Genomic DNA, 15,293 nt, shown 5'->3' with positions numbered 1-15,293 from the left:
TTTAAAAGAAAAAGAGAAGCATGCTCTTATCCCATTTAAGAAATCAAAGATAGATACAGCATTATCAAATGATAAAAAACTAAATCTTCTCAACAAATGGAATCAAGCTGAAAAGAAATTAATCATTATCGGACAACACCTCCCTGATCCAGAGCTCAAGCAACTACTAAAGAAACTAGCTTCACAAGGTGCTGTTATCATGACAGAGAGCACTTCAAACATGCATTCCTCCGATTTTGTTAGTCATATAGATCAGGTACTCACTCAAATAAACAATAAAAACGAATCACGCTTTTTTCCAGATTTAGCGATTAGTATAGGTGGACATATCGTGAGTAAAAAGATAAAAGCTTGGCTCCGCAAAGAAACGGAATACGAACATTGGCATATCAGCTTAGATACAAAAGCTCCAAATACCTTTTTTCATTTAAAGGAACATATTCAATCTGAGGAGGCCACCGTTTTAAGCCTTTTCTTAAATGAGGATGAAAAGGCTTCAAAATATCAGACCTCTTGGAGCAAAATAGTAAAACAAGCCCAAAAATTACATAGGTATTACTTGAGCAATATACCATTCTCCGATTTATTAGTTTATGCTGAGTTACAAAAGTCATTACCAAAGAAAGCTCATTTACACTTTGCCAACAGCACTCCTATTCGTTATTCTCAATTCTTCAAATTCACTAAAGAGATGGTAATAGACTGTAATCGAGGCGTAAGTGGAATAGATGGTAGCGTTTCTACCGCTTTAGGACAGAGTCAAAAATACAAAGGGCAAACGATACTCATCACTGGTGACCTTAGCTTCTTCTACGACAATAACGCCCTCTGGAATAATTACCTTAATTCCAATTTCAAAATCATCCTCATCAATAATGGAGGCGGTGGTATCTTCCGTTTTATAGATGGACCCTTGAAAAGTGGCCAAATTGATTTATTTGAGACTCCTCATGGTCGAGTAGCCCGAACACTAGCAATGGAATCAGGATTGGAATATCGACTTTGCACTGAAAAAGACGATTTATCTCCTTCTTTGGTAGAGCTCGTTAACTCACCCAATTCACAATTGCTCGAAATCTTCACTCCAAGAGAACTGAACGACATCGTTTTAAAAGAATATTTTAAATTCTTACGAGGAGAATAATGCTTATCTTTGAGGTGTAAAAACAACACCAATGATGTCGCAGATTCTCACACACTCCTTTGGGAAATCATTCCCTCCTAGTCTTAGCTTCTCAGGTTATGTGTTTCTATTTGTTGGTATTGTTGGAGCATATAGTAATATATACATAGGTGCTTTGTTTATTTTGGCTGGAATATTTATTGCCTTTACAAGAAGTGGGGTCCAAATCAACCTTGAAGAAAACACTTACCGGGATTATAATTGTTTCTTTGGTATCCGTCAAGGAAAATGGAAATCGCTAGAACCCTACTCCTATATTACATTAATGCAAAACCATGAGGAAAGCGCCACTTTAAGTAGGTCCAATAGAAGATCTATTACGGGCTCCACCACCTATTACGATATCTGTTTATTAAATGGCAACCATAGAGAAAGGCTTACCATTAAAAGAATTACAGAACGCGAACAAGCCAGTAGAGAAATCAAAAAACTTTCAGAACTACTGAAACTTCCCATGACTAAATATATGCCATGCGTTAACACAAAGTATAACAAAAAACGAAAACCGAGGAGATAGACCTTGTTTTTGTTTCACAATGACAATTATAACATAATATTAACCTCGGTTTCTTTCTCAAAATTCTTAAAAAATTATCTTTGCAAATTCATCTATCCATTATTAGTGAACATGTATGACAATGGCCTGATGTATAATGAAGTTCATTAATTCAAAAATCTATTTTGAGAAGCCTGAAACTTAAATTTAGGAGAATTTATCTTCTTGCTTCATGCTAAATCAGATTTCTGTCAGAACTAAAACAACAAAAAACAACATAAACATGATTGTATTAAAATTTGGAGGAACCTCTGTAGGTTCACCAGAACGAATAAAAGAGCTTGCTTCTTTAATTCAGATTCCTGGAAAGAAAATCATTGTTTTGTCTGCCATGTCGGGCACAACTAATAGCTTAGTCGAAATTATTAAATCCTTGTATAAAAAGGACCATAAACAGGCAAATAAACAGATTTCTGCTCTTGAAGATCAATACAAGAAACATGTAATAGAACTCTTTTCTAGTAAAGAATACCATGAAATTGGTCAAGAACTATTAAAATCTCATTTTAAGCACCTTCGTTCGTTTACTGAAGATATGTTTACCCTCTTTGAAGAAAAATCCGTTTTAGCCCAAGGGGAATTATTATCTACTTCTCTTTTATACTTCTACTTAAAAGAACAAAATATAGGTAGTCACTTGTTGTCTGCTTTAGATTTCATGCGCATTAATAAAGAAGGTGAACCAGATTTGAATTATATAAAAGAAAACCTTCAACAGATGTTAAACAGCTATGGTCATCATGATATTATCATCACCCAAGGATATATCTGTAGAAATACCTATGGAGAAATTGATAATCTAAAAAGAGGAGGAAGCGATTATTCAGCATCCTTAATTGGAGCTGCTATAGGTGCCGATGAGATTCAAATTTGGACCGATATTGATGGCATGCACAATAACGATCCTAGATATGTTGAAAACACACAAGCCCTCACCCACTTATCCTTTGATGAAGCAGCGGAATTGGCTTATTTTGGAGCTAAAATATTACACCCATCGTCTGTACTTCCAGCTAAGAAAGCGAATATTCCCGTCCGACTAAAAAACACCATGGAACCCAAAGCTCATGGCACTCTAATCTCCAGCAATATCACTGGGGAGGGCATTAAATCAATAGCTGCTAAAGATGGTATTACAGCCATTAAGATCAAAAGTGGCAGAATGCTTTTGGCTTATGGTTTCCTAAGAAAAGTATTTGAGATTTTTGAGACTTACAAGACACCTATCGATATGATTACCACTTCGGAAGTAGCTGTTTCCGTAACCATTGATGATATCTCAAAAATAAAAGAAATAGTAAAAGAGTTAGAGAAATATGGAATGGTAGAAGTAGAAACCGACCTAAGTATTATTTGTGTAGTAGGCGATTTTATAGCTGAAAGCAAAGGATATGCCGTCAGAATCTTCGATGCCCTAAGACATATCCCTATCCGTATGATTTCCTATGGTGGAAGTCGTCATAATGTATCGCTATTGGTACAAACTACTCATAAAACAGATTCATTGGTCTCACTCCACCAAAAATTATTCTAAGATGTTTACTATACAAGAACTACAATTATTTAAAGACCAAGCTACTCCATTTTACTATTATGACATGGAATTGCTCAAACAAACCTTGGAATCCCTAAAAGAAGCTTCTCAAAAACATAATTATCATGTGCATTATGCTTTTAAAGCAAATACCAATAATGAAATCTTAGAACTCATACAAAGTTATGGTTTTGGAGCTGATTGTGTGAGTGGAAATGAGGTTTCAAAGGCTATTGCTACAAACTTCCCCTCCTCTAAAATTGCTTTTGCTGGAGTTGGAAAATCGGATGCAGAGATCAATACTGCTCTCGATCATGATATATTTTGCTTCAATTGTGAATCTTTACCCGAAATGGAAGTGATTAATGAATTGGCTGAGAAGAAAAACAAAATTGCATCTATAGCCCTAAGAATCAACCCAAATGTAAATGCCAAGACCCATCATTATATCACCACTGGTTTAGAGGAAAATAAATTCGGAATCAATCGTTGGGAATTAGAGGATGTTATTTTAAGATTAAAAGACTTGAAGCATTTAAAGCTAATTGGCTTGCATTTTCACATAGGATCTCAAATCAGAGATCTAAGTGCCTTTAGAAGCTTGTGTTTACGGGTTAATGAGATTCAGCAATGGTTTTACTCTAATCACATTATAGTGGACCACATCAATGTAGGAGGAGGATTGGGAATTGATTATGAGAATCCTGATGAAAATGCCATTCCTGATTTCCAGAGCTTTTTCCAACTCTTTCACGAACTGCTAGAACTTCGCCCAAAGCAAGAATTACACTTTGAATTAGGTAGAGCAATCACTGCACAGTGTGGAACACTCATTTCTAAAGTACTCTACATTAAGAAAGGCATAAAAACCAACTTCGCAATTATTGATGCAGGTATGACAGAACTCATTCGACCTGCACTTTATCAGGCTTATCATAAAGTGGAAAATATCACAACTTTTGAAACCGAAACAGAAAAGTATGATGTAGTCGGTCCCATTTGTGAATCATCTGATTGCTTCGGTAAAGCCATTGTTTTGCCAAAAACTAAACGAGGTGATCTGATGGCTATTCGAAGTACTGGAGCTTATGGAGAAGTACTATCTTCTTTTTATAACCTTAGGGACAAAGCTAAAAGTATTTATTCAAGTAATCTTAATAAATAACTCCATATGAAATCATTACAATCTTTATCATTTTTAATTTCTATTGTCTTAGGTTTATCCGTTCTTAACTCCTGTGCACCTTCTTGGTCGGAGACTTTTCAATCAGGAAGTATCACAAAGCAAGACTTTACAGAGACCATTAATATGGAATTGATAAAGGGCGTTATCATCATTCCCGTAGAAATAAATGGAAAAACCTATCGCTTTTTATTTGATACTGGAGCCATTAATAGCATCTCCGAAGAAATGCAAGAAGAATTGGATTTCAAACAAGTGAGTACGGGTCACCTCAAAGATTCTGATAATAATAGAACCAAAGTAAAATATGTGAATGTGGATACCCTTTCCATAAACGGAATTGAGTTTTATAATCAAACCAGCTTTGTAGGTGATTTTAATGCCAATCCAGTATTAAGATGTATGAAACTTGATGGAATCTTAGGAAGTAATGTGATGCATTTTTGCAATTGGACCATCGATTATAAAAAAGAAGAAATCACCTTAAGTAATGAAAAAATAGAGGAGGCTGATAAAGAAACTTTTACCATTCCATTTGAAACAGATAAGCAATACAGTCAATTTATCGATTTAAAAATCGGTGACAAGAGTATCAATCACATCAAAGTTGATTATGGTTCAAATGGTTCTTTATCAATACCTAATAGTGCTTTTGAAAAACTAAAAGAATACGAACTCATAGAGAAAACCACTTTTGAAACTGGATTTTCACAATCGGGTATTGTGGGTAAGACTTTAGTAAAGAAAGATGAAATCACCATTGTGGACAGCCTATATCATGAAAATTTGAAATTTAGAAATGTTTTATTGGAATCGGGTGGAAATGGACTTTTAGGAAGTAAGATATTCTCCAATTGGATAGTTACCATTGATTGGGAAGATCAGCTACTTTATTTTCGAGCCCAAGAAGAACAAAAGATTGATCAGTACACATTTGGACTTGGCATTGGATATTCAGAGAAGCTAGGCGCTTATGTCCAAACCATTATACAAGGAAGTCCTGCTGAAGCGGCGGGAATAGAACCTAAAATGAAGATTTTGAAAATTGGAGAAATCAGTTTTAATGAAGAATCTGATTTCTGTCAATACATACACTACACCAAAAAAGAGGATACTATAGAACTTGAATTTATTGATTTTGAAGGCAATACTCATCAAAAAACCTTGCTAAAGGATAATTATTCTTTGAAATAGAATTTTTTTTCTTAATTTTATTTCATGAACCCAAAACGCAAAAATGAATTCAAAATTACTCTGTTTACTCGTTCTTCTTTTAATCCTTATTGAGATTCCAATTTCAAAGGCTCAGACTGATATCATAGTTGCAGACTCCACAGAAAAGAATATTAATTTTGTTCCCATCCCCTATCTCAACTACGATCGTAGCATGGGCTTCTCTTTTGGAGCCCTACCCATGATGATGTATAAGCTTAATAAGAAAGATACTATTTCTCCTTCTTCCATAAGTGGTGCTATTGGAATTTATTCCACTGAAAAGACTTGGTTTGCCATGGTCTTCAATAAGTTCTATTTTAATCAAGATAGATGGAGAGCTTCTCTTTTTGGTGGTAGAGGTAATATCAATTTTCAATTCTTCTGGGATAATCCCTTATCCCCTGGATATATTGATTACAATACTGTTGCAGATATTTTCAAGGTAGAATTGCAAAGAAAAATAGTTCATGGCCTTTATTTGGGTTTTAATTATACCTATATGAAAATGGAAACTAATTTTGATATTGGTGAAGGCATCAAAGAAACCACCTTTTTTAATGGCTTAGGAGGAATTATTTCCTATGACAGAAGAGACAATGTATATTATCCACTTAAGGGTCTGATTGTAAATATCAAATACTCCACCTTTCCTTCTTTATTAGATAACAAATTCGTTTCTGATAAGATAGAATTTGATTATAACCATTTTATTTCCATGAAAAATGAAAAAGATGTGATTGGATTACGCCTCTATGGTGGTTTTGGAATAGGCGATTTAAACTTCAACCAACAATTTGTGGTGGGCAGAAATGATATTAGAGGATACACCCAAGGAAAATATAGAGGAAATCAAATGTTAGCCTTACAGGGAGAATACAGATTAAACCCCTGGAAGAAATTAGGCTTTGTTGGTTTTGCAGGTTTAGCTACGGTTTTTAATGCTGTCAATGAGTCAGACGAGGGTAAAATACTACCTGGTGCAGGTTTGGGTTTCCGCTATATGGTTTTCCCAAAAAACAAGATGAATGTGGGTATGGACATCGCTATTGGCGATGGTGATTGGGGAGTCTATTTTAAAATTGGAGAAACATTTTAATCAGCCTTGTTAATAACAATCTATTAACTAATTACAAACTAGTCTTTTAATAAGTTTGATTACTTTTGTAGTAACCATCAAATATTTTACCTGTTTTGTGTTTTATTCTCAAGACAAACAATTGTGAAATTGTTTAACGCTCAATAAAAACTCCCACATCATGGAATATAATTATCAATACTTTGAAGACCCACAACTTCTAATTATACAGTATAAAGATGAATTTACAATACAGGAATACTTGGATAGCCAAGAAATAATTCAAAACCATCCTAAATGGTCTGGATGTTCAAAAATTCTAATCGACATCAGAAACCTTTCACATCCTAGAGGAAGCAGCCTGGTAGACGAGTTAATGAAAGCCCGAAATAATGAAAAGCTGCATGATTATAAGCTAGGCTATTTAGTTGAATATCCTCAAACTATAGTTGTTATTCACCTTTATATAGATAGACTTAATAACCCCAATTACAAATACTGCTCCACTAATGAAGCTATCATCGCTCATTTAAACCTTCAACTAAACAGCATCGAACTAGATACCATGCTTCAAAACTTAAAAAATTGAGTCTAACTTAACAAATTTTCATTATTGCTCTCTTAAACCATAATTTTATATTTTTTAAACCAAAAGGGTCCTCTGTTTTAACAGATTTCTTACCTTTATCGTATTAGCGCTTTAGGGAAATCAATTAATTTCCATTTAGTTCTCAAAAGAATAATTTGACTATAATCAATTAACAGCATATAAAATGAAATCCTTTTCTACAAAATCATCCAAATCTATTCTCGCCCTAAGCATATTATTATCCATCCTCTACAATTCAAATGCCCAAGAAACTTGCGTTTATGAGCAAGACAAAAACTGGATTGTAAAAGCAGAACAAAAACTACAATATCAAGCAGATGTTTTTTATATCTATCCCACCGTATATTTCTCATCTACACCAGATAACATGAAACTTAACGATGTCGAACTGAGAGAAAAAGCTAAAGGAGTATATCTAGAGCAAGCTAGCGTATTTTTTAACTCAGCCAATATGTTTGCTCCTTATTATCCTCAGATGAGCATTGCTTGCCTTACTTTGCCTAAAGAAGAACATGATAAATATTATAGCATCGCCTATTCTGAAATAAAGAAAGCCCTATTGTATTATCTAAAAAACCTCAATCACGGCAGACCTTTTATTCTGGCTGGTCATAGCCAAGGAAGCATTTTAGGCATCGATTTAATGAAAGAATTATTCAATGATCAGGAATTACAAGAACAACTCATTGCGGCATATTTAATTGGATATTCAATTACAGCAGAAGATTTAGCAAATTATCCTCAACTCAAAATCGCTCAAGGGGAAACAGATAATGGGGTAATCATCACTTATAATACGCAAGCTCCAAATACTACAGGTTCTCCTGTCTTATTGGCAACAGCAGCTTGTGTGAACCCTTTAACGTGGACAACTGATAATTCCCTAGCGCCGTCAAGTAAAAACCTAGGAGCAGTATTCTTCGATACAAACCATAAAGCACTACCTGATCAAGTTGAGTATACCAATGCTCAAATTGACCTATCAACAGGAGCACTAGTTGTATCCACTCCTAACCCTGATGATTTTTATACGGAAGGAAAATCTTTTTTTCCTAAAGGCGTTTATCATGCCAACGATTATCAGTTCTTTTATAGGAATTTAGAAAAGAATGCTCAAAAGAGAATTAAGGCATACTTTCTAAAAAAACAAAGAAGAAAACAATGATATTCAAGCTAATAACCTATTTCGTACTCGTCAACTTATTTCTTCTCAAACCTACTATTAATGCCCAAAATAATTTATTTAGAGGAGTCCATTATCAAGAAATTGAAGCACAAATAAAATTTGCAGACTCCTCATTTTATTATCCTAAACTTTGGTCAGCATTTTTAGAGGGGGATAGCAATTTGAGCCTACAAGAAAAACGGCATCTTTATTATGGATTTATCTTTCAAGAATCCTACAATCCCTATTCCCATCCCATCTATATGGATAGCATTTCACAGTATTATAGTAAAAGTGAACTTGTCAAAGATGATTTTTTAAAAATCATACAATATTCAGATTCCATATTGATTACTCTTCCTTTTGAGATCAAGAGTTTGCAAGCTAAAGCGTTTGCATACTATAGCCTTTTTGATAAAGAAAATGAGCTCAAGGTGCAAAACCAAATCATGATGATTTACGATGCCATTTTAAGTAGTGGCGATGGATTGGCCAAAGAAAGTGCCTTCCAAATTCTTTATATCGCTCACGAGTACGATTTGATTGACTTCCTAGGATTTAAGTTTAGTGGAGAACAAAGCTTAGTGGAAGAGAAATATGATTACTTGTTGATTTTGCCCAATGAATTCCAAGTAGAAGGCTTCTATTTTGATGCTTCAGCCAGTTTAAATTATTTACTTAAGCTTTATAAATAGAATTCAGGTTTTATCTAAAACAAGTTAGGCGAAGTCATTGACTTCGCCTGGAGAATTTAAACTTAAAAAAACTTGCTTTTATATTGGTAATAATTGTTGTCTATTTGAATTAAATTTGGAGAAAATAAAACTTAGAAAAACTAATTATTATAATAATGTGTTTATAAAAACAATACCTTAAAAACTGGTTCAATACCAATTATTTAGATCAACGATCTATTTTTAAAATAAAAACAAGAATTAGTCTAAGAAATCGAGGGAGGTCCTCTAAGAACCGGAGTTAAATAACAATCCTGTAAAACATTTTGAATGAGCTGAGGGCTCAAAGAAACAACTTGAAAATAATGATTGAAACTTAACTCACTCTGTTGAATAATCAAATTTCCATTATTAAAATCTATCTTAAAAGTGGTCGAATTATCTTTTTTTAGAGAAAGCTTTTGATCACTTTTAAGGTAATGAAGCTGACCGATTAAATCTTCTCCATAGATTTTGTGCATATGAAAACTCAAGATGGATGCAAAACTTACCCACGCAATAGAAAATGCGATGATGAGGTAAATTCCGATATGTCTATTCGATTGTTTCATATATAAATACAAAAGTCTGAAATATAATTGATAATCAATATAGAATTTTGTTAATCTTCTTAATTTAACATCATTCTAAATAAAACTCTTAAAAAATCCTATTAATAGCTCAAAACAGAAAGTGGTATTTCAATTCTGAAATTAAAAGCCTAATTTTGCACGAATCAAAAACAAAATAAATGAAAACAATAAAATACCTCATTATAAGCATCAGCTTCATATTCTTTTTAAATTCTTGCGATGTGGCGCAACAAGTAATGACCGACTATGAAAATAGCAATTCAGGCACAAGTGCATTAACAGAAAGTGAAGTGGTAAAAGGTCTTAAAAGAGCCTTAAGTATTGGAGCAGAGTCTGCTGTAAAAGACCTTGGTATTACAAATGCCTTTTATGGTAATGCTGCTTATAAAATCCTACTTCCTAAAGAAGCACAAGCCATCACACAACATAAAGACAATCCCATGCTAAAAGCTGTTGGAATTGACAAGTTGATTACAGATGCCGAAAAGAGCATGAATAAAGCAGCTGAAAAAGCAGTGATAAAAGCCAAGCCTATTTTTGTAAATGCCATTACTAATATGAGTATTCAAGATGCTTTTGGTATATTAAATGGTGGAGATACTGCTGCCACCAACTATCTTCGTAAAAAAACCTATCAGCAATTATACACTCAGTTTAAACCAGAAGTAGGCAACACCCTAAACCAACCTATTTATCAAGGAGTTAGCACTCAAAAGAGTTGGAATGAATTAACAGGTGCTTATAACCAAGTGGCCCAGTTTGTACCTGCTTGGAATGCTGTAAATACAGACTTGGAAGACTATGTGACTCAAAAAGCTCTTTCTGCTTTATTTGATGAAGTAAAAAAAGAGGAGGCTAAAATAAGAAAAGACCCCGCAGCTAGAATCGATGCCATCCTCAAAAGAGTATTTGGTTAATATTATTGTAGTTAGATGTATTTTTACAAGATTATAGTTCATTCATCCTCTCGCCTTAATCATTAGGTTTTCCATCATTCTAAAAGCATTATATTGCTAATATCATAGCTCTTCTATTGAGCTATTCCCTAAATAGTATGCTTATTTAGGTATTAGAACATATAGCTCTATCCCAAAAGGAGCTCACCCCCCATAATAAGCAAATATCCAAAACAATACAGGACACAAGAATCACTTAATATAGCAATTAGGTTTTTTATCATTGAATCATTGTAACCATTTATTAAAATAGCATCATATAGATGCTAGATTTTCTCAATCAATATCAGAGTTTTAAACACTCTTTTTTTAAGATTATTAAAAGAAATATTTGATTCATAAAATCGATATTATATTTTTGTTAAAGAATAAAATGATTACAGATTTTAGAATATCAGTAATTTAGACCAATAATTATAAACTAATACCCTCACAAAATGAAATCAATGAAAATTATTTTACTTACTATTATGGCTGCTTTTATAGGCCAAACTAGCGCTCAAGATTTACAAGAAGTCCTAGATTCTCACTTTGAAGCGATTAATCAAGAAGCTGTTTCTAATATTAAAACCATTCATATGATTGGAAAATCTGGTAGAATGGGTCAAAGTTTTAATTTTGAATTATGGCAAGTTAGACCTGGGAAAAGTCGCATGGAAGTAGATATACAAGGACAAAAAATGATTCAAGTTTATGATGGTGAAAAAGGTTATATCGTGGCTCCATGGACAGGTTCAGTTGAAGCGCAAGAAGTAGGCGAAACTGAAGCTCAGCAAATGGCAGAACAAGCCGACATGGATGGAGAATTATGGAATTGGAAAGAAAAAGGCTCTCAATTAAGCTTAGAAGGAACAGAAGATTTTGAAGGAACAGAAGTCATACTTTTAAAGCTCATCAATAAAGAAGGAAACGAAAAAATATTTTATTTAGACGCAGATTCATTCTTGATGATAAAAATGACAGCAAAGATACAAATGCAAGGTGCTGAGGTATTAAGTGAGTCTTTCTTTAGCAATTACGACGAAGTAGATGGTATGGTGATGCCTTTTTATATCGAAAATAGGATGAATGGACAAGTGGCTAATTCTGTTACTATTGAAAGTATGGAGTTTGATAAAAAAATAGACGATAAGATGTTTACCAAGCCTGAATCGGGCAAATAAATATCATGCATAGAGCAATTTACAATTCAAAGGACTATTTTTAATAAGGTGGTTTTTGAGTGTTAGATAAATCCTTAGTCTTGAAAATTAACTATGAATTTTTCACTAATCACTCAAAAACCATTCAATCATTCAATCATTCAATCATTCAACCATTCAATCATTCAACCATTAGATCACTAAAAAGCTTATCATGAAAAGATTTTTCTACCTCTTTCTTGCCATATCCATGAGTTTTTCTGCTTTCTCTCAAAAAAAAGAAATCAAATTAAGTAAATATACATTTGGAGAATATAAAGCACGCGAAATCGGTCCAGCTGTCATGAGTGGGAGGATTTCGGCTATCGATGCTTTAGAGTCCAATCACAATATAATATATGTTGGAGCAGCCTCTGGAGGAGTGTGGAAAAGTACTAATGGAGGAACTTCATTTAAATCTATTTTCGACAAACACATCCAAAGTATTGGTTGTATTACTATAGACCAAAAAAATCCAGAAACCATTTGGGTAGGAACTGGCGAAGTATGGGTAAGAAATAGTACTTCTGTTGGAGATGGAATTTATAAATCAACCGATGGTGGTGAAAAATGGAAAAACCTAGGATTAAAAGATACAGAGCGAATAGGTCAAATCCAGATTGATCCTGAAGATGGTAATATTGTTTATGCTGCAGCTTTGGGTCCTCTTTGGAGAGCCGATAGCGCTAGAGGAGTCTATAAAACCAATGATGGTGGTAAAACTTGGAATCAGGTTCTTTTCGTTGACGAGAATACTGGTTGTAGTAGTTTAATTATTGATCCTTTGGATTCCAAGCACCTCATAGCAGGTATGTGGAATTTCAGACGAACAGCCTATTTCTTCCATTCAGGAGGAGAAAGTAGTGGAGTATTTGAAAGTTTCGACGGTGGTGAATCATGGAAAAAAATCTCGAAAGGACTTCCTGAAGGTAAACTAGGAAGAATTGCACTTGAAGTCTCCCCTGCTTATCCTCAGAGAATATACGGTCTAGTAGAATCCAAGAAATCGGCTTTATATCGTTCTGATGATTCTGGTAAATCTTGGAAAATGGTCAATTCTAATTCACAAATGGGAGAACGACCTTTCTACTTTCAATATATGAAGGCAGATCCTGTAGACAGCGCTAGAATTTATAAACCCGGTTTTAGTATGGTGGTTAGTGATAATGCAGGTGAGAATTTTGAAAGTCCATTTGTTGGTGGAGGAAATGTACATAGTGATATACATGCCTTATGGATCAGCCCGCAAGACAATAGAATACTATATTTAGGTAGCGATGGAGGAATGTATATCTCTGTAGATAAAGGAAATACTTGGCGGATGGTTCGTAACTTACCCTTATCACAATTCTATCATGTATCGGTTGATAATGACATCCCCTATCATGTATATGGAGGTTTACAAGACAATGGCTCTTGGTATGCGCCCTCTAAAAGTCCTGGTGGGATTTCTAATAAAGATTGGCAATTTTTAGGCTATGGAGATGGCTTTAATGTATTTAGAGATCAAGTGGATCCTAATTTGGTATATTGGCAATATCAAGGTGGAAATTATTCTAAGAAATATTTGAATTCTGGAGAACAGAAAACCATTAAGCCGCAAGCTGAGGAGGGCCAAGAAGAATTAAGGTTCAATTGGAATGCTCCGATGAGTTTTAGTCCAGATGGAAAAAGAATGTATGTGGGTTCACAGTATTTGCATTTGAGCACAGATCAAGGAGAGAGCTGGACGAGCATTAGTCCTGATTTGAGCACTAATGACCCGAAGAAATTACAACAAGAAGAAACCGGAGGACTCACTGTGGACAATTCATCTGCAGAAAACCATTGTACCCTTTTCTGTATTACAGAATCTCCTTTAGATAAAAACGAAATTTGGGTAGGCAGCGATGATGGCCAACTCCAATTGACTCGTGATGCTGGAAAAACCTGGGAAAACTTAAGTAATAATATTGCTGAACTTCCAAAACATACTTGGGTTTCTCATGTGGAAGCCTCCTCTCATTTTCCTGGTACTGCCTATGCTACTTTTGATGGTCATAAAAGTGGTGACTCAAAAGCTTATGTGTTTAAAACCACGGATTATGGGAAATCATGGACTAGTCTAATCACTAATGACCTCCCTATTTATTGTCATATTATAAAGGAAGATTTTAGCAATCCAAACTTACTATTTCTTGGAACTGAATTTGGAATGTATATCAGTATTGATGCAGGAAAGCAATGGGTTCCGTTTAATGGTGGAATTCCTAAAGCTTCCGTCCGTGACATGGTTTTTCAAAAAAGAGAAAATGATTTAGTTATCGCTACTCATGGTAGAGGTATATTTATTATTGACGACCTCACTCCTCTTCAAAGTATGAAAAAAGAAAAACTAAACGAAGATCTTGTTTTTCTAGATTCACGTCCTACATTAATATCTTATCTGGGTTGGTCTATAGATCAACAAGGAGACAATGATTATTCGGCTTCTAATCCTTCGAGCAGTCCTATGATAACCTATTACCTCAAGAAACGGCATATGTTTGGCGATATGTATATGGAAATATTCGATGAGAATGGAGAACTACTAAGCGAATTGGCTGCAGGTAAAGGAAAAGGAATCAATAGAGTCCCGTGGAATATGCGCATGAAAGCCCCCAAGGTACCCAAGTCATCACAGATGCTTAATGCAGCATTCGTAGGACCTAGCTATCCTCCGGGCACATACCATGTAAAGCTTTATAAAAAAGATAAAATCTACGAACATCAATTTGAGATTAAATACGATCCCAATTCTAATCACAGCCCAGCAGACAGAGACTTAAGGTATAAAACACTAATAGAAGCTTATGACCTATTAGAAGACTTAGCCTTTATGGACCATCATATTTTAGAGATTAGAGACCAAGCTGCAATAAACCAAAGTGAAAGTCAAGGCAAACTGAAAGAGGAATTAACCGAACTCGAAAAAGAAATGGACAGTTGGCATCAAAGTATTTCCGCAACAAAATATGGAAGAATTACTGGGGAGGTCAGATTAAGAGATCGAATTGCCGATATTTATAGTGGAGTAATGTCTTTTCAAGGAAAACCCTCCGCTACTCAGATTTCTCGTCTAGCTGATTTGAAAATGGATATTCAAATTATGCAAGAAGAACTTGAGGATTACGAGAATAATGAGCTAAACAAGCTCAACAAGAAATTGAAAAAGAAGAATCTTTCAATTATAACACTCAGTAGTCGAACAGATTTTGACAATAAAAAATAATCTCTTCTGAAAGAGAAAGGTTTGTCAGAATGAGAATCCCCTAAGTCAAAAACTTAAGGTAAGATACTATATAACAAAC

12 protein-coding genes and 1 pseudogene are annotated in these 15,293 nt (G+C 34.3%); 12 read left to right on the top strand and 1 reads right to left on the bottom strand.

Going from position 1 to position 15,293, the window contains the following annotated elements; genetic code table 11:
* From HNS38_RS14910 to HNS38_RS14870, 9 genes and pseudogenes are all read left to right on the top strand, one after another.
* A pseudogene (locus tag HNS38_RS14910) lies at nucleotides 1-1,144 on the top strand (hypothetical protein); the annotation flags it as partial.
* A 31-nt stretch (nucleotides 1,145-1,175) separates the two neighbouring features.
* Nucleotides 1,176-1,700, top strand: coding sequence for a hypothetical protein (locus HNS38_RS14905; RefSeq protein WP_172278555.1), 525 nt, complete (start codon nucleotides 1,176-1,178; stop codon nucleotides 1,698-1,700).
* A gap of 262 nt (nucleotides 1,701-1,962) precedes the next feature.
* Nucleotides 1,963-3,273, top strand: coding sequence for an aspartate kinase (locus HNS38_RS14900; RefSeq protein WP_172278553.1), 1,311 nt, complete (start codon nucleotides 1,963-1,965; stop codon nucleotides 3,271-3,273).
* 1 nt (nucleotide 3,274) lies between these two features.
* Nucleotides 3,275-4,438: a diaminopimelate decarboxylase gene (gene lysA / locus HNS38_RS14895; protein ID WP_172278551.1), complete on the top strand. Its 1,164-nt coding sequence runs from the start codon at nucleotides 3,275-3,277 to the stop codon at nucleotides 4,436-4,438.
* Between the two features lie 6 nt (nucleotides 4,439-4,444).
* Entirely contained in the window at nucleotides 4,445-5,650 is a 1,206-nt protein-coding gene (locus HNS38_RS14890) for an aspartyl protease family protein (RefSeq protein ID WP_172278549.1), read from the top strand.
* A gap of 43 nt (nucleotides 5,651-5,693) precedes the next feature.
* On the top strand, nucleotides 5,694-6,767 hold the full coding sequence (locus tag HNS38_RS14885; protein WP_172278547.1) for a BamA/TamA family outer membrane protein: 1,074 nt from the start codon (nucleotides 5,694-5,696) through the stop codon (nucleotides 6,765-6,767).
* 160 nt (nucleotides 6,768-6,927) lie between these two features.
* A complete protein-coding gene (locus HNS38_RS14880) occupies nucleotides 6,928-7,335 on the top strand; it encodes a hypothetical protein (protein ID WP_172278545.1) in 408 nt (135 codons plus the stop codon).
* 184 nt (nucleotides 7,336-7,519) lie between these two features.
* Nucleotides 7,520-8,521, top strand: coding sequence for a DUF3089 domain-containing protein (locus HNS38_RS14875; RefSeq protein WP_172278543.1), 1,002 nt, complete (start codon nucleotides 7,520-7,522; stop codon nucleotides 8,519-8,521).
* Nucleotides 8,518-9,216: a DUF4919 domain-containing protein gene (locus HNS38_RS14870; RefSeq protein WP_172278541.1), complete on the top strand. Its 699-nt coding sequence runs from the start codon at nucleotides 8,518-8,520 to the stop codon at nucleotides 9,214-9,216. Before HNS38_RS14875 ends, HNS38_RS14870 begins: the two co-directional genes overlap by 4 nt.
* A gap of 245 nt (nucleotides 9,217-9,461) precedes the next feature.
* Here the strand turns inward: HNS38_RS14870 and HNS38_RS20245 are convergent, their stop codons facing one another.
* A complete protein-coding gene (locus HNS38_RS20245) occupies nucleotides 9,462-9,806 on the bottom strand; it encodes a hypothetical protein (protein WP_172278539.1) in 345 nt (114 codons plus the stop codon).
* 179 nt (nucleotides 9,807-9,985) lie between these two features.
* On the opposite strand from HNS38_RS20245, the gene HNS38_RS14865 reads away from it, so the two are divergent.
* The 3 genes from HNS38_RS14865 (at nucleotide 9,986) to HNS38_RS14855 (ending at nucleotide 15,214) form a co-directional block, all read left to right on the top strand.
* Nucleotides 9,986-10,744 (top strand): DUF4197 domain-containing protein, encoded by a 759-nt coding sequence (locus HNS38_RS14865; protein WP_172278537.1) that lies wholly within the window; start codon nucleotides 9,986-9,988, stop codon nucleotides 10,742-10,744.
* A 485-nt stretch (nucleotides 10,745-11,229) separates the two neighbouring features.
* Complete coding sequence (locus tag HNS38_RS14860) at nucleotides 11,230-11,946, top strand: hypothetical protein (protein ID WP_172278535.1); 717 nt, start codon at nucleotides 11,230-11,232, stop codon at nucleotides 11,944-11,946.
* 193 nt (nucleotides 11,947-12,139) lie between these two features.
* Nucleotides 12,140-15,214, top strand: a complete 3,075-nt coding sequence (locus tag HNS38_RS14855) for a glycosyl hydrolase (protein ID WP_172278533.1) — start codon at nucleotides 12,140-12,142, stop codon at nucleotides 15,212-15,214.
* Nucleotides 15,215-15,293 lie beyond the last annotated feature (79 nt).

Source organism: Lentimicrobium sp. L6 (genome assembly GCF_013166655.1).
In the GTDB taxonomy this organism is placed as follows: domain Bacteria; phylum Bacteroidota; class Bacteroidia; order Bacteroidales; family UBA12170; genus UBA12170.
This window is presented reverse-complemented; position numbering and strand designations above follow the sequence as displayed.